This window comes from Haemophilus parahaemolyticus (genome assembly GCF_002015035.1).
GTDB lineage: Bacteria > Pseudomonadota > Gammaproteobacteria > Enterobacterales > Pasteurellaceae > Haemophilus_A > Haemophilus_A parahaemolyticus.
This window is the reverse complement of the sequence record NZ_MUXY01000017.1, coordinates 21,677-42,297: the sequence shown is the minus strand read 5'-3', so window position 1 is coordinate 42,297 and position 20,621 is coordinate 21,677. Positions and strand designations below refer to the sequence as shown.

The 20,621-nt window shown below is 40.9% G+C and carries 20 protein-coding genes and 1 tRNA gene; 8 read left to right on the top strand and 13 right to left on the bottom strand.

All coding sequences use genetic code 11. The annotated features are described in order from the left end of the window. Positions 1–15 precede the first annotated feature (15 nt). The 5 genes from eno to lexA all read right to left on the bottom strand — a co-directional run bounded on the left by eno (position 16) and on the right by lexA (position 5,273). On the bottom strand, positions 16–1,326 hold the full coding sequence (gene eno / locus B0185_RS08800; protein ID WP_005706543.1) for a phosphopyruvate hydratase: 1,311 nt from the start codon (positions 1,324–1,326) through the stop codon (positions 16–18). Between the two features lie 196 nt (positions 1,327–1,522). After that, a complete protein-coding gene (gene rlmC, locus B0185_RS08795; protein ID WP_039863241.1) occupies positions 1,523–2,701 on the bottom strand; it encodes a 23S rRNA (uracil(747)-C(5))-methyltransferase RlmC in 1,179 nt (392 codons plus the stop codon). Positions 2,702–2,703: 2 nt separating this feature from the next. Then, positions 2,704–3,741: a beta-N-acetylhexosaminidase gene (gene nagZ, locus B0185_RS08790; protein ID WP_005706513.1), complete on the bottom strand. Its 1,038-nt coding sequence runs from the start codon at positions 3,739–3,741 to the stop codon at positions 2,704–2,706. 200 nt (positions 3,742–3,941) lie between these two features. Continuing rightward, positions 3,942–4,619 carry a DNA mismatch repair endonuclease MutH gene (mutH, locus tag B0185_RS08785; protein WP_005706512.1) on the bottom strand — a complete coding sequence of 226 codons (678 nt, stop codon included), beginning with the start codon at positions 4,617–4,619 and terminating at the stop codon, positions 3,942–3,944. A gap of 24 nt (positions 4,620–4,643) precedes the next feature. Beyond that, a complete protein-coding gene (lexA, locus tag B0185_RS08780) occupies positions 4,644–5,273 on the bottom strand; it encodes a transcriptional repressor LexA (protein WP_005706552.1) in 630 nt (209 codons plus the stop codon). A gap of 128 nt (positions 5,274–5,401) precedes the next feature. Here lexA and plsB point away from each other — a divergent pair, with 128 nt between their 5' ends. The 8 genes from plsB to B0185_RS08740 all read left to right on the top strand — a co-directional run bounded on the left by plsB (position 5,402) and on the right by B0185_RS08740 (position 14,453). Next, a complete protein-coding gene (gene plsB / locus B0185_RS08775) occupies positions 5,402–7,813 on the top strand; it encodes a glycerol-3-phosphate 1-O-acyltransferase PlsB (RefSeq protein WP_005706555.1) in 2,412 nt (803 codons plus the stop codon). A 182-nt stretch (positions 7,814–7,995) separates the two neighbouring features. After that, positions 7,996–9,525: a ribosome biogenesis GTPase Der gene (gene der, locus B0185_RS08770; protein WP_005706575.1), complete on the top strand. Its 1,530-nt coding sequence runs from the start codon at positions 7,996–7,998 to the stop codon at positions 9,523–9,525. Between the two features lie 68 nt (positions 9,526–9,593). After that, entirely contained in the window at positions 9,594–11,024 is a 1,431-nt protein-coding gene (gene hldE, locus B0185_RS08765) for a bifunctional D-glycero-beta-D-manno-heptose-7-phosphate kinase/D-glycero-beta-D-manno-heptose 1-phosphate adenylyltransferase HldE (RefSeq protein ID WP_005706531.1), read from the top strand. Between the two features lie 68 nt (positions 11,025–11,092). Continuing rightward, positions 11,093–12,043 carry a peptidylprolyl isomerase gene (locus tag B0185_RS08760; protein WP_005706537.1) on the top strand — a complete coding sequence of 317 codons (951 nt, stop codon included), beginning with the start codon at positions 11,093–11,095 and terminating at the stop codon, positions 12,041–12,043. A gap of 77 nt (positions 12,044–12,120) precedes the next feature. Then, entirely contained in the window at positions 12,121–12,993 is an 873-nt protein-coding gene (gene rsmA, locus B0185_RS08755) for a 16S rRNA (adenine(1518)-N(6)/adenine(1519)-N(6))-dimethyltransferase RsmA (RefSeq protein WP_039863235.1), read from the top strand. A gap of 161 nt (positions 12,994–13,154) precedes the next feature. After that, positions 13,155–13,544 carry a RidA family protein gene (locus tag B0185_RS08750; RefSeq protein WP_005706525.1) on the top strand — a complete coding sequence of 130 codons (390 nt, stop codon included), beginning with the start codon at positions 13,155–13,157 and terminating at the stop codon, positions 13,542–13,544. 19 nt (positions 13,545–13,563) lie between these two features. Then, positions 13,564–14,298 (top strand): peptidoglycan editing factor PgeF, encoded by a 735-nt coding sequence (pgeF, locus tag B0185_RS08745; RefSeq protein ID WP_005706519.1) that lies wholly within the window; start codon positions 13,564–13,566, stop codon positions 14,296–14,298. Between the two features lie 78 nt (positions 14,299–14,376). Further along, positions 14,377–14,453, top strand: a tRNA-Ile gene (locus tag B0185_RS08740). A gap of 240 nt (positions 14,454–14,693) precedes the next feature. Here B0185_RS08740 and iscX read toward each other — a convergent pair. From iscX to B0185_RS08700, 8 genes are all read right to left on the bottom strand, one after another. Continuing rightward, complete coding sequence (gene iscX / locus B0185_RS08735; protein ID WP_005706580.1) at positions 14,694–14,888, bottom strand: Fe-S cluster assembly protein IscX; 195 nt, start codon at positions 14,886–14,888, stop codon at positions 14,694–14,696. Further along, positions 14,888–15,229 (bottom strand): ISC system 2Fe-2S type ferredoxin, encoded by a 342-nt coding sequence (gene fdx, locus B0185_RS08730; RefSeq protein ID WP_005706571.1) that lies wholly within the window; start codon positions 15,227–15,229, stop codon positions 14,888–14,890. The genes iscX and fdx overlap by 1 nt, the downstream gene beginning before the upstream one ends. Positions 15,230–15,240: 11 nt before the next feature. Further along, positions 15,241–17,094, bottom strand: coding sequence for a Fe-S protein assembly chaperone HscA (gene hscA, locus B0185_RS08725; protein WP_005706565.1), 1,854 nt, complete (start codon positions 17,092–17,094; stop codon positions 15,241–15,243). A 35-nt stretch (positions 17,095–17,129) separates the two neighbouring features. Then, entirely contained in the window at positions 17,130–17,762 is a 633-nt protein-coding gene (locus B0185_RS08720) for a DUF2625 family protein (protein WP_005706561.1), read from the bottom strand. Between the two features lie 119 nt (positions 17,763–17,881). Then, positions 17,882–18,403, bottom strand: coding sequence for a Fe-S protein assembly co-chaperone HscB (gene hscB, locus B0185_RS08715; RefSeq protein ID WP_005706558.1), 522 nt, complete (start codon positions 18,401–18,403; stop codon positions 17,882–17,884). Positions 18,404–18,412: 9 nt separating this feature from the next. Then, positions 18,413–18,736: an iron-sulfur cluster assembly protein IscA gene (gene iscA / locus B0185_RS08710; RefSeq protein ID WP_005706573.1), complete on the bottom strand. Its 324-nt coding sequence runs from the start codon at positions 18,734–18,736 to the stop codon at positions 18,413–18,415. A 159-nt stretch (positions 18,737–18,895) separates the two neighbouring features. Beyond that, positions 18,896–19,279 (bottom strand): Fe-S cluster assembly scaffold IscU, encoded by a 384-nt coding sequence (iscU, locus tag B0185_RS08705; protein WP_005706518.1) that lies wholly within the window; start codon positions 19,277–19,279, stop codon positions 18,896–18,898. Positions 19,280–19,334: 55 nt separating this feature from the next. Then, positions 19,335–20,561 (bottom strand): IscS subfamily cysteine desulfurase, encoded by a 1,227-nt coding sequence (locus B0185_RS08700; RefSeq protein ID WP_005706550.1) that lies wholly within the window; start codon positions 20,559–20,561, stop codon positions 19,335–19,337. Between the last annotated feature and the right edge of the window lie 60 nt (positions 20,562–20,621).

Here is a 20,621-nt window from a genome sequence, read left to right as displayed (position 1 = left end):
TAATCAAAGTCTGAATTATGCTTGACCTTTCACCGCTTTTAAACCTAAGAATGGTGCTGGAGTACCTGCACGTTCTAATGCTTCTTCAATACGGATTAATTGGTTGTATTTCGCAATACGGTCTGAACGGCTCATTGAACCTGTTTTGATTTGACCTGCTGCTGTACCCACCGCTAAGTCTGCGATAGTTGCATCTTCCGTTTCACCAGAACGGTGTGAGATAACTGCGGTGTAACCTGCATCTTTCGCCATTTTGATTGCGGCTAACGTTTCAGTTAATGAACCGATTTGGTTGAATTTGATTAAGATGGAGTTTGCGATACCTTTTTCGATACCTTCTTTTAAGATTTTAGTATTAGTTACGAATAAGTCATCACCCACTAATTGGATTTTGTCACCTAATACTTGAGTTTGGTATGCGAAACCTTCCCAGTCTGATTCATCTTGACCGTCTTCAATAGAAACGATTGGATACTCTTTGGTTAAGCCTTCAAGGTAGTGAGTGAACTCTTGAGAAGTGAAAGTTTTGCCTTCGCCTTTTAACTCGTAGTTGCCCGTTTCTTTGTTGTAGAACTCAGAAGATGCACAGTCCATTGCTAAAGTAACATCTTTACCTAACACATAACCTGCTTTTTCTACTGCTTCTTTGATACATGCTAAAGCGTCTGCGTTAGAAGCTAAGTTTGGAGCGAAACCACCTTCATCACCCACTGCAGTATTTAAACCTTTAGATTTTAATACTTTCGCAAGATTGTGGAATACTTCAGCACCGATGCGTAATGCTTCACGTAATGTTTTCGCACCGACTGGTTGAATCATAAATTCTTGGATGTCCACGTTGTTATCTGCGTGTTCACCGCCGTTGATGATATTCATCATTGGTAATGGCATTGAATATACGCCAGGTGTGCCATTTAATTCCGCAATGTAAGCGTAAAGTGGTAAACCTTTAGATGCTGCTGCTGCTTTAGCCGTTGCTAATGAAACAGCTAAGATTGCGTTTGCACCAAATTTAGATTTGTTTTCTGTACCATCTAAGTCGATCATAATTTGGTCGATTTCAGCTTGTGCAGAACCCTCTTTACCAACGATAGCGTTTGCAATTTCATTGTTTACTGCTGAAACCGCTTTTAATACGCCTTTACCTAAGAAACGTGATTTATCGCCATCACGTAATTCTAATGCTTCGCGAGAACCTGTTGATGCACCAGATGGAGCTGCTGCAAGACCAACGAAGCCACCTTCAAGATGAACTTCCGCTTCAACTGTTGGGTTACCACGAGAGTCGATGATTTCACGACCAATTACTTTTACAATTTTAGCCATTGTTGATATTCCTCTAATTGAAATAATGAAAAAAGAATAGGGATATAGTAAAGAGATTTGCTGAATTTGTCTTGCAAAAAGATGATTTAGTTTCATTTTATTTGCTACTAATTTGATCTAATACTATAAATCGGCAATATTATAGCAACTTTTCCCTCTTTTCGGTAAGCCTACCAAAAAAGAGTGAGAAAAAATCCTATTTTTTAACTAATAACGTGAGTACCTCATAATGTGCCGTATGCGGAAACATATCAAAGAGTTGTACCTTACATAATGAATAATTCGTGAATACCTCAAAATCTTTTGCCATGGTTTGAGCGTTACAGCTGGAATAAATTAAATATGGCGGAGCAAGCTCGTTTAAATATTCACTCAATGCTTTGCCAATCCCTCTTCTTGGCGGATTAACAATGACTAAATCGGGGCGGTTTTGTGTTTCACTCGAATGAATCGCAAATTGAGCCGAGTCAAGTGAGGCAAACGTGATGTTGTTCAGCCCTAATTTTTCAGCCGATTTGGTGGCACTCGCAATGGCGGATGCAGAAATTTCAATACCTGTCAGTGAAACGCTTGGATTTTTTGCTTGCAATGCGTTGACACAATGTAATCCAAACCCTCCCACGCCACAAAACAGATCCCAACAGTGCTGAATAGGCAAATCTTTTACCCATTCTTGAGCTGTCTTATACAATTGGCTTGCCACAAGCGGGTTGGTTTGAAAGAAACCTTGCGGACGAATAAAGAGCGGAATGCCGTTAAAATTTTCTTCAATTGTCGTCTGCTCTGTCAGGAAAATTTCCGTTTCGCCTTCTAAAATCGCAGCGTGTTGCGGTTGGATATTTAAACTCACCACTGAATTTGCAGGTAGTTTCGCTAATAATGCGGGGAATTCCCGCTCTACAAGCGGTTGTTTTTGCGTTGAGCGAAGCACAAAACGCAACATAACCGATTGATTAGCCTGGCTTTGCGTAATGAGGATATATTTCAGCTCGCCTTTTTTCTTTGCAATGTTATAAGGCACTAATCCCGCTCGACCGATAAAATCTTTTAACATTGGGAAAAGTGTTTCAATTCCTTTAGCATACAAAGGGCAGTCAGTTAAATCCACGCCACTTTGTGAATCGTTCTGATCTTTTAGCAAGCCTAAAATCGGGCGTTCTACACGACCACTTACCACCATTTTGGCTTTATTTCGAAAGTGTGAAATCTCTGACATTACAGGCGGTAGAATTTCCGTCTGATTTTGCAAAATAAAAGGTGAAATCAACCGCTTGAGTGCTTCTTCTTTTAGGAAAATTTGCTCAGATAAATCCTTTTCCAGCCATTGGCAAGAACGGCATTGCTGTTGATTAAAGTGTTGGCAATTTAATTTCATCATCAATGATTGAGTGCCTTCCATTCTAGCCATTTTTGTTGCCATTTGCTCAAACGTGCGGAGGCTTGTAAATAGTCACGATTTTTCTCTAAATCAGACCAGTTGATATATTTGCGTTTCATCAAACTTAGATGGCGTTCTTTTTGTGCTTGAGTAGGCTGATAGTTTAAATGATCCAACACCTGCACCACACCTTCAGGTTCATTACAAAGCAGTAACAAATCGCAACCAGCACGAATCGCTTTTTCTGCACGCTCAACAACATTACCCATAAATCCCGCCCCTTTCATGCCTAAATCGTCAGAGAAAATCACGCCATTAAAACTCAATTGTTGGCGTAAAATCTCTTTTAACCAATAACTTGAACCGCTAGCAGGTTGGCTATCACATTGAGTATAAATCACGTGAGCGGGCATAATCGCAGAGAGTTTATTTTTCGCAATCAGCTGTTTAAATGGCTGAATATCTTGCTCAAAAATCACTGCTTTCGGACGATCATCAAAGGGAGTTTCTACATGAGAGTCGGCTAAAACATGTCCGTGTCCTGGAAAATGTTTACCTGTCGTTGCCATTCCAACGGCTCTCATTCCATCAATAAAGCATTCAGCAAGCGGTAGTAATTCATGGAGATGTTGCGAAAAAGCACGATCACCAATTGCCTGACTTTGATGTCCTAAATCCAACACTGGGGCAAAACTTAAATCAATATCTAAGGCAAACATTTCACTCGCCATTACCCAACCTGTTTCATAAGCAAGCTGTTTTGCCTCTTGTTCATTTTGAGCAAGCTGAGCAAAAGATTGCATTGCGGGTAGCGATGTAAACGCCTCACGGAAACGCTGTACTCGCCCGCCTTCTTGATCAACAGTAATCAGCAGTGGCTTTTTTACACGTTGGCGAATTTCTTTAATTAATGCCTGAATTTGCGGTTTATCGTAAAAATTTCGGCTAAACAAAATTACACCCGAGACGAAAGGATGTTCGAGTAACTCGACTTCTTCTTGAGAGAGTACTTTGTCTTTTAAATCAATCAGTAACATAATTTATCTTTAAATGAATTTTATCTCATCGTTATATTTTTCCAACGTAGTAATTATTGCTATTTGCATGGGGGGATTCTCATCCTTTATATATATTTGTATGATTTTGGGCGGGGATAAACCCCGCCCCTACAATAAATATGGCTTTATACAAGGGCTACATGATGCGGGGAACTCCCCTTCTTAATATGCAAACACCATTAACTTGTCAGCAGAAATTTCTGCAAGATCTGTCGAGTAAATTGCTTTCTTAAATAAAAGGCTAGAGGCAAGGATTGGATTGGCTGCCCTTGTTCATTTACCGCATTGGCAAGTGCCTTGCTATTTCTGCCTTTAGGACGAAGCTGTAGCACTTCTCCCAATGTAGCATTAATTTGATGTAACTGCCCTAATACTATCAGCTCCATCAACTCTTCCCAATCTCGTTGGAGTTGTCTCTCTTGCTCTAAAGAGGGTTGCCACAGAATCGGTTGCCCAATATGCCGTTCTGCAAGCGGAATCTGACGACTCCCTTCTATGGGCATCCACAATACTTTTTGCAATTTATGTCGAACGTGCGAGCTTTGCCAGGTGATGCCATTATTTTGCACTAGCGGGGCAAGGCTTACAAACGTTGTTTCTAACGGTTCACCTTGCTCGTTAATCGGGAGCGTTTTGAGTTCTATGCCTAAATGAGCAAAATCTTGTTCAGCTTTCGAACCCGCTTTTGCCCCGAGAGCCGTTTCAATCAGCTGCCCAACCCACCCTTTATCGTGCTTTAAATCTTTCGGCACAGGTATGTTTAACATTTCAGCAATTTCACCTAATCGAAAACCAGCTAACCAATGGGCATTGGCTAATAGTTCAGCTTCAGAAACAGGAAATTTAGCTAAATTCATTTTATCAGAAATATTAGGGGGAAATTACATCCAAGCGTTACTACGAATTACCCCTACGGCAATGCCTTCAATCTCAATATATTCAAAACGCGGATCAACGACAATCGATTCTAACTCATCATTTTCAGGATGAAGATAGATTAAATTACCTTTTTTCTCCAGACGTTTAACGGTTACTTCATCGTCCACACGAGCAACAACTACCTGCCCATTTTTGGCGACTTTCGTTTTGTGCACGGCTAATAAATCGCCATCTAAAATGCCGATATTTTCCATTGAATTGCCGTTTACACGAAGCAGATAATCCGCTGTTGGGTTAAACATAGTCCCACTGACAGGATAGTGATCTTCAATGTGTTCGATTGCCTCAATTGGCGTACCTGCTGCTACGCGACCAACTAACGGCAAGCTGTCTTCATTTGCCGCTTCTTCATCATTCACTAAGATACGAATACCGCGAGATGTACCTGAAAGCATCTCAATATAGCCTTTACGTGCTAAGGCTTTTAAATGTTCTTCTGCCGCATTAGGCGATTTAAAACCGATTTCACGTGCAATTTCCACACGCGTTGGGGGCATACCAGTCGTTGAGATATGATTTTTAACAAAATCAAAGATTTCTTGCTGGCGCTCAGTTAATTGTTTACGTGCCATTTTATCCTCTCTGGTCTTTTATACATAATCTTTGGTATTATATACAGTAAGCTATGATTTGTAACTAATTTTTTCGAAATTTTGTGATACCATATGCCCGTTTGACAAAATAAATAAAGGATAATCCAATGTCAATTTTGCTTAATTTATACCGTAAATTGTTGAATTTACCGCTTTCTTTGCTAGTAAAATCACGATCTATTCCGACAGATCCCATTACCGAATTAGCACTTAGTCGTGAACAGCCTTTAATTTACGTTTTACCTTATACGTCACAATCAGACCTCCTGATTTTGCAACGAAACTGCCGTAGTTTGAACTTACCTGACCCGTTAGAACAAAATGTGATTAACGGTGTTTCATTGCCTCGTTTCGTCTTTTTAAACGAAGATCGCCGCATTTTTAAATCAAAAGAAGCAAAAAGCGAAACCGTTGCATCCATTCATCGCTATTTAGATTTACACAAACAAGATCCCAATTTAGATGTGCAACTCATCCCTGTTTCTGTTCTTTGGGGAAGAGCTCCAGGTAAAGAGAAAGCCCCCAATTTACGTGCGTTAGGTGCATTTTCGCGTATTTTCTCGATCATTTGGTATGGTCGTGATAACTTCGTCCGTTTCTCACAAGCGGTCTCTTTAAATGAAATGGTTGCAAATCACGATGTCGATGAAAAACTCGCTCATAAATTGGCTCGTATTGCTCGTATGCACTTTGCAAAACAACGCTATTCAGCGATGGGCCCACAATTGCCTGATCGCCAAGCAATGTTCAATAAATTGTTAGATTCTGAAGTATTGAAAAAAGCGATTGCGGATGAAGCAGAAAATAAAAAAATTCCGCTTGAAAAAGCACGTGCTGAAGCCACCAAAATGCTTGATGAAATTGCAGCCGATGTAAAACACGATAGCTTGCGTATGGCAGATCGTCTGTTAAGCTGGCTTTGGAATAAGCTCTATCAAGGTATCAATGTTGAAAACAGTGAGCGAGTGCGTAAACTCGCCTTGGAAGGACACGAGATTGTCTATGTGCCTTGCCACCGTAGCCATATGGACTATCTGTTACTTTCCTATTTACTTTACCATCAAGGTTTAGTTCCGCCTCATATTGCGGCGGGAATTAATCTAAATTTCTTTCCAGTTGGTTCACTTTTCCGTAGCTGGGGAGCATTTTTCATTCGTCGTACATTCAAAGGCAATCGCTTATATTCCACTATTTTTCGTGAGTATTTAGCCGAGCTTTTCTATCGTGGCTATTCAGTTGAGTATTTTATTGAAGGTGGGCGTTCTCGTACAGGTCGTTTACTTGAACCTAAAACGGGCATGATGTCGATGACTATTCAAGCCCTACAACGTGGCTTAGCTCGCCCAATCAGTATTGTGCCTGTTTATATTGGTTATGAACACGTGCTAGAAGTGGATACCTACGCAAAAGAATTACGTGGTGCGACAAAAGAGAAAGAAAACGCCGGCTTAGTACTTCGCGTGATTAAAAAATTGAAAAACCTAGGGCAAGGCTATGTAAACTTTGGTGAGCCAATCCAAATCAATCACTACCTAAACCAACACTTCCCAGAATGGCGTGAACCAAGCGAAGATGGGCGTGCAAAATGGCTCAATGAAGCGGTGGATAGCCTTGCTAAAAAAGTGATGGTCAATATCAACAAAGCAGCGGCAGTTAATGCGAAAAACCTGATTGGCTCGGCATTGCTTGCTTCTCGCCAACGTGCATTAACACGTGAGCAGTTGATTGAACAAGTAGAAAGTTATTTGCAACTTTTCCGAAACGTTCCTTATTCTCAAGAGATGACTCTCCCAACCGTCTCAGCAGAGGCGATGCTTGAACACGTGTTAAAATTACCTCGTTCAGGCGTAACTGCTGAAAAAGATAGTTTTGGCGAACTCATCCGTTTAGATCGCGAATCTGCCGTGTTGATGACCTATTATCGCAATAACATTCAACATCTGTTTGTATTGCCTTCACTCGTAGCAAGCGTAATTTTGCACTTAGAAGCGGTTTCAAAAGATTTAATTATCAAAATCGTGCAACAGATTTATCCGTTCTTGAAAGCGGAGTTATTTCTACATTTTAATGATACGGAACTTCGTAACCAAATAGAGCTAATTTTAAACGAATTTATTCGCCAGCAATTAGTAAAAAGTGAAAGCGATGTATTCAAACTGAACAATGCTCATCTGCGTTCATTACAGCTACACAGTAATGGCGTGCGTGAATTGTTGCAACGCTATTTTATCGGTTTAAACATCTTACTCGATCGCCCTGATATTTCACGTGGAGAACTTGAAAAAGAGAGCCGTTCAATTGCTCAACGCTTATCTGTTCTGCATGGCATTAACGCACCAGAATTTTTTGATAAAGCATTATTCTCCACCTTCACTTCAACCCTAAGAACCGAAGGTTATTTCGATAACAAAGGAAAAGGCAATCAAACAAAAGTAAAAGAGATTGAAGATTTAATCTCAAGCCTGATTTCAGCAGAGATCAAAATGACGATTCGTAGTGCTGTGAAGCCAATTGAATAATGATTCATCTTGATTAAACATTAAAAACTGAAGTGTATGTGGTTTAACCACATACGCTTTTTTGTTCTTATTTTAGACTTATTTTTAAATTATACGACTTTAAGATATAATGCAGAGATTTTTTAATCTGAATGATTTACGTATACGTGGATTAAAATAGTTTAATTTTAAAGGATAACGAAATGACTCCAGTTGTTGCCCTTGTGGGCAGACCGAATGTGGGTAAATCCACGCTCTTTAACCGCTTAACTCGCACGCGTGATGCGTTGGTGGCGGATTTTCCAGGTTTAACCCGTGACCGTAAATATGGTCACGCTAATATCGCAGGCTATGATTTTATCGTGATTGACACAGGCGGTATTGACGGCACCGAGGAAGGTGTTGAAGAAAAAATGGCGGAACAATCCCTTTTAGCCATTGAGGAAGCTGATGTAGTCCTTTTCTTGGTAGATGCACGTGCAGGGCTTCTGCCAGCAGATGTAGGCATTGCACAATACCTACGACAACGTAAAAAAACGACTGTTTTGGTAGCAAACAAAACGGATGGTATTGATGCTGATTCACACTGTGCAGAATTCTATCAATTAGGCTTAGGCGAAGTAGAACAGATTGCTGCAGCACAAGGTCGTGGCATTACGCAGTTGATCGAGCAAGTTTTAGCCCCATTAGGTGAGCAATTAAATGCGGATAAAGCGGTCGAAAATGGTGAAGAATTTGCAGAAGAAGAGGACACCTCGCAAGATGAATGGGATCACGATTTCGATGTAGATAATGAAGAAGATGCGGCATTATTAGACCAAGCATTGGCAGAAGAAATCGAAGAACGTATTGAAGATAAAAATATTAAAATTGCGATCGTTGGGCGTCCGAATGTGGGAAAATCAACCTTGACTAACCGCATCCTTGGCGAAGAGCGTGTCGTCGTTTACGATATGCCAGGCACAACCCGCGATTCCATTTATATTCCGATGGAACGCGATGGTCAGCAATATACCATTATTGATACTGCGGGGGTGCGTAAACGTGGCAAGGTAAATTTAGCTGTCGAGAAATTCTCGGTAATCAAAACCTTACAAGCGATTCAAGATGCGAACGTAGTGCTATTAACCATTGATGCTCGTGAAGGGATTTCCGACCAAGATTTATCGCTTTTGGGCTTTATTTTGAATGCGGGACGTTCGCTTGTCATTGTAGTAAATAAATGGGACGGCTTATCACAGGATATTAAAGATCAAGTAAAATCAGAGCTTGATCGCCGTTTAGATTTTATCGACTTCGCTCGTGTGCATTTTATTTCCGCATTACACGGTTCTGGCGTGGGTAACTTATTTGATTCAGTGAAAGAGGCTTATGCCTGTGCAACACAAAAAACATCAACCTCTATGCTTACCCGCATTTTGCGTATGGCTACTGATGAACACCAACCGCCACTCGTAAATGGTCGTCGTGTGAAATTAAAATATGCCCACCCAGGTGGTTACAACCCGCCAATTATCGTGATTCACGGTAACCAAGTGGAAAAATTAGCTGATTCGTATAAGCGTTATTTATCGAACTATTTCCGTAAGAGCTTGAAAATTATTGGTAGCCCAATTCGTATTCAATTCCAAGAAGGGAATAACCCATTTGCGGGCAAACGCAATAAACTTACGCCAAGCCAATTGCGTAAACGTAAACGTTTGATGAAATTTATTAAGAAATCGAAGAGATAGTTTATGAACTCCCTCTTTAGCAAAGAGGAGGAGTCGCTAGCTTAAATCCAAAATGAAGAATAAAAATTATGATGATGCAATACTCTCCAAAATTTAACCAAGCCAAAGTGTTGGTATTGGGTGATGTGATGCTCGACCGCTATTGGTTTGGGGCGACCAATCGTATTTCACCTGAAGCTCCTGTGCCTGTGGTGAAAGTGCAGGATATTGAAGAGCGTGCAGGCGGTGCGGCAAACGTGGCGATGAACATTGCCAGCCTTAACGTGCCTGTGGCTTTGCATGGTTTAATTGGGCAAGATGATGCGGGCAATTCGTTGGATAAATTATTGAACGTATACAATATCGAAAACCATTGTGTGGCGGTGCAAACTCACCCAACCATTACTAAATTGCGTATTCTTTCTCGCCATCAACAATTATTACGCTTAGATTTTGAAGAGGGCTTCCATAACGTGGATAGCCAACCACTTCTTGCAAAACTATCTCAAGAAATCACCGCTTACGGGGCGTTGATTTTATCAGATTACGGCAAAGGCACGTTGGAAAGCGTACAAGAGATGATTCAAATCGCACGTAAAGCGAACGTGCCTGTGTTAATCGACCCGAAAGGCACAGATTTTGAACGCTACCGTGGGGCAACTTTGCTCACGCCAAATATGTCGGAATTTGAAGCCGTGGTTGGGCATTGCAAAGACGATGACGAAATCGTAGCGAAAGGCTTAAAAATGATCGCTGACTTTGATTTGTCAGCGTTATTAGTGACTCGTTCTGAAAAAGGAATGACCCTACTTCGTCCAAATCAAGCCCCTTATCACTTACCAACTCAAGCGAAAGAAGTATATGATGTGACGGGTGCAGGCGATACCGTAATCAGCGTGTTGGCAACGGCGATTGCTGATGGTCGCCCTTACGAAGAAGCGTGCTATTTAGCCAATGCTGCTGCAGGCGTGGTTGTGGGTAAACTGGGCACATCAACCATTACGCCTGTAGAATTAGAAAATGCGATTCACCAACGTACAACGACTGGTTTTGGTGTGGTCTCTGAAGCGGAGTTGAAAGAGATCGTGTATGATGCTAAAAACCGTAGCGAGAAAATTGTGATGACCAACGGTTGCTTTGATATTCTTCACCCAGGACACGTTTCTTACTTGGAAAACGCACGAAAACTGGGGGATCGTTTAATTGTGGCTGTTAATACGGATGAATCAGTAAAACGCTTAAAAGGCGAAGCCCGACCAATTAATCATTTAGCTGCTCGAATGGCTGTGCTTGCTGGCTTAGCTTCAGTAGATTGGGTAGTGCCGTTTGATGAAGATACACCTCAACGCTTAATCAGCGAAATTTTGCCAGATTTGTTGGTGAAAGGTGGCGATTATAAACCTGAAGAGATCGCAGGTAGCCAAGAGGTCTGGGCAAATGGCGGTGAAGTGCAAGTATTGAACTTTGAGAATGGTTGTTCTACCACCAATGTGATTAAGAAAATTCAATCTTTAGCCTAATTGAACCTTTTGTGTTCAGTTAGCTCTAATTAACTGTTATTTAGTGGTTCTTATATAGGAAAAAGAAAATGAAATTTACTTCCGCAAAATCAATCTTAGTTGCTTTAATAGGAGCATTATTCTTCGCTCAATCAGCAATGGCTGAAGAGCGTGTACTTGCAACCGTTAATGGTAATATGATTATGGAAAGCCAAGTGATTAATGCATTAGGTAAAAAAGCCAATAATGAGCTAAACCGCAAAGCGGCACTTGAAAGCGTGATTGATGAAATGTTAGTGCAGCAAGCAGTACAAAAAGCTGGCATCAAAATTGATTATCGCCAAGTTGATCGTGCAATTGAAGATATTGCAGCTCGTAATGGCTTAACCTATGGTCAATTATTGGATGCATTGGATTATCAAGGTATTAGCTTAAATCAATATCGTCAACAAATTGCACAACAAATGATGATGGAAGCGGTACGCCATCAAAGTATTGGCCAAGCAATTCAAGTGCAACCAGAGCAAGTGCAAGCTCAAGCAAAAGCAATGTTAGAAAAAGACAAAGCAGCTGGTAAAGTTCAACAAGTATCAGCACCAGAATATCGAATTAGCCATATTCTTATCAAAACCAACCCTGTATTAAATGATGCTCAAGCTAAAGCAAAATTAAATCAATTGGTTGCAGACATTAAAGCTGGAAAAACCACTTTTGAAGAAGCGGCAAAAGCAAATTCGGTTGATTATGTTTCCGCCGCGGATGGTGGTGATTTAGGCTTCCAATTCTTGGATACTTTTGATCCTGCTTTTGCTAAGGTGGCAAGCCGTGCAAAAAAAGATCAAATCTCTGCACCATTTAAATCACAGTTCGGCTGGCACGTTTTGAAAGTGACTGATACACGTCAAGGCGATAGAACTCAAGATGCCTATGCTCAAAAGGCCTATGAAAATTTAGTGAATAAACAAGCCGAGGAAGCCTCAAAAGATTGGGTAAAAACCTTACGTAAAGGGGCAAATATCCAATATGTAGACGCTAAATAATTCGAGCTATTTCAGGAACCTCGCTTAAGCGGGGTTCTTTAATTTCAAAAACATTCTTCACACATTTAAATATAAATATAATGAGTACAAATTCAAAAAAACATTTAGGTCATACTGCTCGTAAACGTTTCGGGCAAAATTTCTTACACGATATGAATGTAATTCATAATATCGTATCAGCAATTAACCCGAAAAGCGGTCAATTTTTATTAGAAATTGGCCCTGGTTTAGGTGCATTAACAGAGCCAGTTGCCGAATTAGTAGATAAACTCACCGTCGTAGAACTTGACCGTGATTTAGCGGAGCGTTTACGCCATCATCCTTTTATCAACCAAAAACTCACTATCATAGAACAGGATGCGTTACGTTTTAATTTCCGTGAATATTTTGAAAGCCTAAACTTACAAGATAGCGAAGGCGTACGCGTGTTCGGTAACTTACCTTATAACATCTCTACGCCATTGATGTTCCATCTGTTTAAGTTCCACGACTTAATCCAAGATATGCATTTTATGTTGCAAAAAGAGGTAGTAAAACGTTTATGTGCAGCACCAAATAGCAAGGCTTACGGACGCTTAACCATTATGGCACAATATTATTGTCAAGTCATGCCAGTGCTTGAAGTGCCTCCAACCGCATTCAAACCTGCACCGAAAGTGGATTCTGCGGTCGTGCGTTTAGTGCCATACAAAACCTTACCACATCCCGTAAAAGATATTTATTGGCTTAATCGCGTAACAACTCAAGCATTTAACCAGCGTCGCAAAACCTTACGTAACGCATTATCAACACTTTTCACAGCAGAACAATTAGAAGCATTAGGCGTAGATTTAACTGCTCGTGCCGAAAATCTTAGCATCGCAGATTATGCTCGTTTAGCGAACTGGCTATGCGATAATCCACCCGTGGATGTAAATCAAGAAGTGTTAGAAGAATTTTTTGAAGATTAAAATTTAACAAACTGTCATTTAGAAGTAATTATAAATGATTGTTTTGTTATTAAGCACTTAATCAATAAAACTTCATCAAATAGTTTATTTTTTTATTTTTAGATGTCAGTGCATAGATTAGAATATGCACGACTTTTATTTTATTGATACAAGGAAAACATATGACAACAGTAATTCACACAGAAAACGCCCCTGCAGCAATTGGTCCTTACGTACAAGCGGTTGATTTAGGCAACCTTGTTTTCACATCAGGTCAAATTCCTGTTAATCCTAAAACAGGTGAAATATCGGCAGATATTACCGAACAAGCTCGCCAAGCACTCGAAAATGTTAAAGCCATTTTAGAACAAGCTGGTTTGAGTGTTGCTAACATCATCAAAACAACGGTTTTTGTAAAAGATTTAAACGACTTCGCAACGGTAAATGCTGAATATGAAAAATTCTTCCGTGAAAATAACCATCCTGCATTCCCTGCGCGCTCTTGCGTAGAAGTCGCTCGCTTACCAAAAGATGTTGGCTTAGAAATTGAAGCGATTGCCGTTCGCTCATAAAACTAAAAAGGGAATGAGAATGAACGCAATTTATCCAAATTGGCAAGCACCGAAAAATATTAAAGCCCTTACGACAGTAAGAATGGGAGGCGTGAGTCTTCCACCCTTTGATAGCTTTAATTTAGGTGATCACGTTTGCGATGATCCAAAAGCAGTGCAGCAAAATCGTACTTTACTCGTGGATAAATTTGATTTGCCTCATTCTCCCCTTTTTCTCACGCAAACCCACAGCACGAAAGTCATTGAGCTACCTTTTACGGGAAGCAATATTGAGGCTGATGCGGTTTATACGCAACATTCTCGCCAAGTCTGCTTAGTGATGACTGCAGATTGCTTACCTGTGCTATTTTGTAATAGAGAAGGCACAGAAGTTGCCGCAGCCCATGGGGGATGGCGTGGCTTATGTAATGGTATTTTAGAAGAAACTGTCGCAAAATTTAAATGCCCGACTTCCGATATTATTGCTTGGCTAGGCCCAGCCATTGGTCCAACCGCTTTTCAAATAGGTGAAGAGGTCATCGAACAATTTTGTGCCTTCGATTCCAATGCGAAACTCGCTTTTACGCCTGATCTCACTACAAACAGTAAATTCCTCGGCAATCTTTACTTACTTGCGACTCAACGCTTAAACAAGCTTGGCATTACAGAAATCTCAGGCGGAAAGCATTGCACTTATACAGAACAAGATAAGTTTTTCTCTTACCGTCGAGATAAACAGACAGGCAGAATGGCCTCTCTTATTTGGATAGAATAATTGTTTATTTTTTGTATAAACAGTCTGAAAAAGATAGACGAAATTAGCACTTTATTCTATAATTTAACTCTCTTTTATCCCCCCTTAGCTCAGTCGGTTAGAGCAGGCGACTCATAATCGCTTGGTCACTGGTTCAAGTCCGGTAGGGGGGACCAATTCAAATTTTTCTTCTCTTCCGCACTCTTTCTATTCTTACCATAATTCCTTGTGGTTCGTTAGTTAATGTTATTCCATACCTATACAAGAAGAGCGTAATAGAAATATACGGCAAATAGGCTAGCAGGCTGATTTAAACAGCGAAATGATCAATTAAAGTTAGTCCAAAAAACCAACTCTTTTGCCTACTATTGCTATAAAAAAATGCTTTTACCATTTAGTAAAAGCATTTTTCTTATCTATTCATACTCTTCAATCCACTTCAGCAAAATCGCCTCAAGGATTGATTCGTTAGAACCTTCAGGATCGTCATCAAACTCTTCTAATTCGCAGATCCATTGGTGCATATCGGTAAAACGCACGGTTACTGGGTTTAAATCAGGATCGCGATCGTACAACGCCCACGCAATATCTTGTACATCAGTCCATTTCATTAGTGAGCAGCCTCGTTTGCGTGGTTCAGGTTATATTTTGGAATCTCGACCACTAAGTCTTCATCACCAATCACACATTGGCAACTTAGGCGGCTTTCCATTTCTAAGCCCCAAGCTTTGTCCAACATATCTTCTTCTTGATCTGAGCTTTCGTTTAAAGAATCAAACCCTTCACGAATCACTACGTGGCAAGTCGTACAAGCACAAGAACCATCACAGGCATGGTGGATTTCCACGCCTGCATTGTGTGCCACTTCTAATAAATTATCGCCTTCATTGGCTTCAACAACCATACCCTCTGGGCAAAATTCTTCATGGGGAAGAAAAACTACTTTTGGCATATTATCCTCTTTTAAATAATCTCATCAACGGCTTTACCCGCTAATGCTTTTTGAATTGATAAATTCATTCGTTTTGCTGCGAATGCTTGGGTAGCATGGTCAAGCTCTTTAATCCCTTGGGCAATCGCTGCTCTATCTGAACCTTGTTTTAAATCAATCAACTTTTGAATTTCCGCTTCAATGGCTTTAAATTCTTCAATGGAAAGTACTTCCGCCCCATCTTCTTGGAGAGCTGAAATCACGGTATCAATCACGCGATCCGCTTCCACACGCTGTTCCGCCAGTTGGCGGGCTTCCATATCTTCTTTAGCATTTGCCATTGAAGACTTGATCATCTGGGTCACTTCTTCATCGGTTAAGCCATAAGATGGCTTGATCTGAATCGAAGCCTGCACTTTAGTGGATTTTTCCATTGCTGTTACGCTCAACAAACCATCAGCATCGACTTGATAAGTCACGCGAATAGTTGCCGCACCTGCTACCATCGGTGGAATGCCACGTAAGGTAAAACGACCAAGTGAACGGCAATCTTCTACCAATTCACGCTCGCCTTGCAGAACATGAACCGACATCGCTGTTTGCCCATCTTTAGCGGTAGTAAACTCTTGGGCTCGTGCCACAGGAATAGTGGTATTGCGTGGAATGATTTTTTCCACCAAACCGCCCATCGTTTCAATACCAAGCGAAAGCGGCACAACGTCTAACAATAACATATCCGCATCAGGCTTATTGCCGACCAAAATATCCGCTTGAATGGCTGCACCAAGGGCAACCACTTTATCTGGATCAATAGACGTTAATGGCGTTTTACCGAAGAACTCACCCACTTGTTCACGCACAAATGGTACGCGAGTTGAACCGCCAACCATAACGACTTCGCGGATCTCTTCGCCTTCCACGCCTGCATCTTTCAACGCTCGGCGGCAGGTCATTAACGAACGTTTAACAAGTGGTTGAATTAACTCGTTAAATTGCGAACGGCTGACCGTGCCTGTCCAATTTGCAAATTTCACTTCAGTTTCGACCGCTTGTGAAAGGGCAATTTTGGTTTTTGTTGCAAGGGTCAATAACTCACGTTGCTCATTTGCATTTTGTGGTTGCACGCCTGCTTGTTCAGCAATCCAGTTTGCTAATAAGAGGTCGAAGTCATCGCCACCTAATGCGGTGTCACCACCTGTTGCCAATACTTCAAACACACCTCGACTTAAACGCAAAATCGAAATATCGAATGTGCCGCCACCTAAATCGTAAACCGCAATAATGCCTTCTTGTCCACTATCTAAGCCGTAAGCAATCGCTGCTGCAGTTGGCTCATTTAATAAACGCAATACATTCAAACCTGCTAAACGTGCTGCATCTTTGGTGCTTTGACGTTGAGCATCATCAAAATAAGCAGGCACGGTAATGACTACGCCCGATAATTCGCCCGCTAGGCGTTGTTCAGCAAAGCGGTTTAAGTGTGCCAAAATATCTGCTGATACTTCCACAGGGCTTTTATTGCCTTGTTTAGTTTGGATTAACGGTAAGCCGTTATCACTTGCCACAAATTGATACGGTAAATCTGGGTAGCGGGTCTGCACATCGGCAAGCGAACGCCCAATTAAGCGTTTGGCTGAAATCACGGTGTTTTGCGGATCAACTGCTGCAAACGCAAAACCTTCCACACCCACGGTTTTATCGTTTTCCGTGTAATGCACCACCGACGGCACTAACGCTCGCTCTTTTTCATCTAATAACACGGTTGCCGTGCCACTTTGCACAGTTGCAACCAATGAATTCGTTGTCCCAAGATCAATCCCCACCGCCAAACGTGCTTGGTGCGGTGCGGCAGTTTGCCCTGGTTCAGCGATTTGAAGTAATGCCATTATTATCTCTTCTCTATTTTTTGTTTTAATTTATTTTAGGCTACTGAGTAACCCATATTTTCAGGAGCAAACACACCTTGATAGTGGCGTTCTACAGGCACAGCGATTTTGCTTTCAAGCTCTAACACTTGATGACCTTGCAGTTCTTTAATATCATTTTGCCAATTATCCCAACGTAAATCTTGGTAGAAATCGTTTAAATCGCCTGATAATGCCCAGCCTAAAAATTCAGAATAGCCTAAGTTCAACAGTTCCCACGTTTTCTTTTTCGGATGATGATAATACACTTGCCCAATTTTGTCGCCTAAACTGCCTGCGTTAATAGCAAAGTAACCACCCATTGCATCATCTGCTACTAATAAGTAACCGGGTTGCTCGCCCGATTGTTTGAAAGTTTTACCAAAGTTCCAATCAAATAAACCACGAGGTAATTTTTCGTTGCCAGAACCTAAAATGCGCAACCAACCGTGATCGATTAACACACCACCTGTTTCATACACAATCGCACCAAGCGGTGAACGGGTCGGTAGTTGCATTCCAACTAATGCAGCAGCTGCATCTTCAGAGTAGCTAGCTAAAATTTCGTAGTGATTTTTTGCTTGAGTAAACCAATCACGCAAAATCAACCACGCTGAATTTTTATCTAATAATTCTTCTAGGGTTTTCATCAGTAAAATATCTCTAAAAATCGATCGCTTGATAAGGCTAACCGTAGGGGCGGGATTTATCCCCGCCCTATAAATTCAATATCATACTGGGCGGGGATAAACCCCGCCCCTACGCAAAATTAAATTTCAAAAAACTGCTCTTCAACCTTCTCAATCTGAATAATCAGCTTTTTAAAATAACGCAAACGATCTGTTAATGCGTTTGCCTGCTGCCAATTTTTTTGATTTAGCGTTTCTTCTAATTCGATTAAAACTTTTTTCTGCTCGGCTTTGATCTGTTTTAGAAAGTGGGTTAAAGCCTCTTCATCTTTTTTATGTTCAATGCTTTCAAGAGTTTCATGCCATTCCATCTGTTGCATCAAGAATTCAACATCTCGCATACTTTTTTCTTCGAGGTTTTTCTCTACCCCCGTTTCAATCTTAATAATCTCTTCGGCACGCAAAATTGGATCTTTCAGCACATTTAATGCTTGGTTTACATCAGCTGATTTTTCAATTGCAATACGTTGCTCGGCTGTAGAGCTACTTGCGTAATTATCTGGGTGAAGCTCTTTTTGTAGCTCTAAATAACGTGCCGAAAGTGCGGTTTGATCTACCTGAAATTGCACAGGCAAACCGAAAAGGGAAAAGGCGTTAGTCATCATAGCCTCCTAAACATTAAAACTCTCACCACAACCGCATTCATTTTTTACATTTGGGTTGCTGTATTTAAAGCCTTCATTTAAGCCTTCTTTCACAAAATCTAACTCCGTGCCATCAAGGTAAGTGAGGCTTTTTTCGTCCACAATCACTTTTACACCGTGTTGCTCGAATATTTGATCGTCTTCATTTAATACATCAACGAATTCCAACACATACGCCAATCCTGAACAGCCCGAGGTTTTCACGCCTAAGCGTAAACCAATGCCTTTACCACGATTTTCAAGGAAAGTACGCACGCGGTTTGCGGCGGTTTCTGTTAATGTAATTGCCATAATATATATTCCTAATATCTTAAATGAAGAAAATCATATTTTACGAAACATTGTAGTGTGTGAAACATCGTTTCACGTATGAAAGGCGTGTGTCGACAAGCTACAAAATACAAGCGGTCTTAATTCGCAAAATTTTTGCAAAATCAACCGCTTGTTAAATTATTTACCTTGTTTTTCTTTGTAATCTGCGATTGCTGCTTTGATTGCATCTTCTGCAAGAATTGAGCAGTGAACTTTCACAGGCGGTAATTCTAACTCTTCTGCGATGTCGCTATTTTTAATTGCACCCGCTTCTTCTAAAGATTTACCTTTTACCCATTCAGTAATCAGTGAGCTTGAAGCGATTGCAGAACCACAACCGTAGGCTTTAAAGCGTGCATCTTCGATAATGCCAGCATCGTTTACTTTGATTTGTAAGCGTAAGATGTCACCACACGCAGGTGCACCCACCATACCAGTACCGATGTCTGATGCTTCTTTGTCGAATGTACCTACGTTACGTGGATTTTCGTAGTGGTCGATTACTTTTTCACTGTATGCCATTTCATTGTTCCTTCTATTTTATCTCCCTCTTTAGTAAAGAGGGAGGTTAATCTTATTAGTGGTGATTCCACTCAATTTTGCTTAAATCTACGCCTTCTTTGAACATTTCCCAAAGTGGAGAAAGATCACGTAATTTCACAATCGCTTTTTTCACTAATTCGATAGTGTAGTCAATTTCTTCTTCCGTTGTCCAACGACCTAATGTGAAGCGAATTGAGCTGTGAGCTAATTCATCATCACGACCGATAGCACGTAACACATAAGAAGGTTCTAAACTTGCAGAAGTACAAGCTGAACCAGATGAAACTGCAATGTCGCGTAATGCCATCATTAATGACTCACCTTCTACGAAGTTGAAGCTAATGTTTAAGTTTGAGCCTACACGTTTACCTGGTTCCATTGAGCCGTTTACATACACTTCTTCAATATCTTTGAAGCCGTTATATAGGCGGTCACGTAACTTAGTTAAGCGTGCCATTTCTTCGGTCATCTCTTCTTTTGCGATACGATACGCTTCACCCATCCCCACAATTTGATGAACTGGTAATGTACCTGAACGCATACCACGCTCGTGACCACCACCGTGAATAATCGCTTCTAAACGCACGCGTGGTTTACGGCAAACGTATAAACCGCCGATACCTTTTGGTCCGTATAATTTGTGGCTTGAAAATGACATTAAATCTACTTTTAATTCGTGAACATTTACTGGCACTTTACCCACAGATTGCGTTGCATCAACGTGGAAAATGATTTTGTTAGCACGGCAGATTTCACCGATTGCCGCGATGTCTTGAATCACACCCATTTCGTTATTCACGTGCATAACAGAAACCAAGATAGTATCTGGACGAATAGCTGCTTTGAATTTTTCTAAATCGAGCAAGCCATCTTCTTCTGGGTCTAAGTAAGTCACTTCAAAGCCTTCGCGCTCTAACTGACGGCAAGTATCTAACACCGCCTTGTGTTCGGTTTTCACGGTGATGATGTGTTTACCTTTAGTTTGGTAGAAGTGTGCTGCACCTTTGATTGCAAGGTTATCTGACTCGGTTGCACCTGAAGTGAACACGATTTCGCGTGCATCAGCACCGATTAAGTCTGCGATTTGGTTACGTGCAACATCAACCGCTTCTTCTGCTTCCCAGCCAAATTTATGTGAACGTGAAGCAGGGTTACCAAAGATGCCATCTTTGGTCATATATTGCATCATTTTTTGGGCTACGCGTTCGTCCATTGGCGTAGTTGCCGCATAATCTAAGTAAATAGGTAATTTTACTGACATTTTTTAAGTTACTCCTAACTCGCTACAAGCGGTTATTTTTAATGAAATCTTTGCTTATAT

Coding starts and splice junctions, on each gene's coding strand:
- eno (WP_005706543.1), bottom strand. CDS start 1,326: ATGGCTAAAATTGTAAAAGTAATTGGTCGTGAAATCATCGACTCTCGT.
- rlmC (WP_039863241.1), bottom strand. CDS start 2,701: ATGAAATTAAATTGCCAACACTTTAATCAACAGCAATGCCGTTCTTGC.
- nagZ (WP_005706513.1), bottom strand. CDS start 3,741: ATGTTACTGATTGATTTAAAAGACAAAGTACTCTCTCAAGAAGAAGTC.
- mutH (WP_005706512.1), bottom strand. CDS start 4,619: ATGAATTTAGCTAAATTTCCTGTTTCTGAAGCTGAACTATTAGCCAAT.
- lexA (WP_005706552.1), bottom strand. CDS start 5,273: ATGGCACGTAAACAATTAACTGAGCGCCAGCAAGAAATCTTTGATTTT.
- plsB (WP_005706555.1), top strand. CDS start 5,402: ATGTCAATTTTGCTTAATTTATACCGTAAATTGTTGAATTTACCGCTT.
- der (WP_005706575.1), top strand. CDS start 7,996: ATGACTCCAGTTGTTGCCCTTGTGGGCAGACCGAATGTGGGTAAATCC.
- hldE (WP_005706531.1), top strand. CDS start 9,594: ATGATGATGCAATACTCTCCAAAATTTAACCAAGCCAAAGTGTTGGTA.
- B0185_RS08760 (WP_005706537.1), top strand. CDS start 11,093: ATGAAATTTACTTCCGCAAAATCAATCTTAGTTGCTTTAATAGGAGCA.
- B0185_RS08750 (WP_005706525.1), top strand. CDS start 13,155: ATGACAACAGTAATTCACACAGAAAACGCCCCTGCAGCAATTGGTCCT.
- pgeF (WP_005706519.1), top strand. CDS start 13,564: ATGAACGCAATTTATCCAAATTGGCAAGCACCGAAAAATATTAAAGCC.
- iscX (WP_005706580.1), bottom strand. CDS start 14,888: ATGAAATGGACTGATGTACAAGATATTGCGTGGGCGTTGTACGATCGC.
- fdx (WP_005706571.1), bottom strand. CDS start 15,229: ATGCCAAAAGTAGTTTTTCTTCCCCATGAAGAATTTTGCCCAGAGGGT.
- hscA (WP_005706565.1), bottom strand. CDS start 17,094: ATGGCATTACTTCAAATCGCTGAACCAGGGCAAACTGCCGCACCGCAC.
- B0185_RS08720 (WP_005706561.1), bottom strand. CDS start 17,762: ATGAAAACCCTAGAAGAATTATTAGATAAAAATTCAGCGTGGTTGATT.
- hscB (WP_005706558.1), bottom strand. CDS start 18,403: ATGACTAACGCCTTTTCCCTTTTCGGTTTGCCTGTGCAATTTCAGGTA.
- iscA (WP_005706573.1), bottom strand. CDS start 18,736: ATGGCAATTACATTAACAGAAACCGCCGCAAACCGCGTGCGTACTTTC.
- iscU (WP_005706518.1), bottom strand. CDS start 19,279: ATGGCATACAGTGAAAAAGTAATCGACCACTACGAAAATCCACGTAAC.
- B0185_RS08700 (WP_005706550.1), bottom strand. CDS start 20,561: ATGTCAGTAAAATTACCTATTTACTTAGATTATGCGGCAACTACGCCA.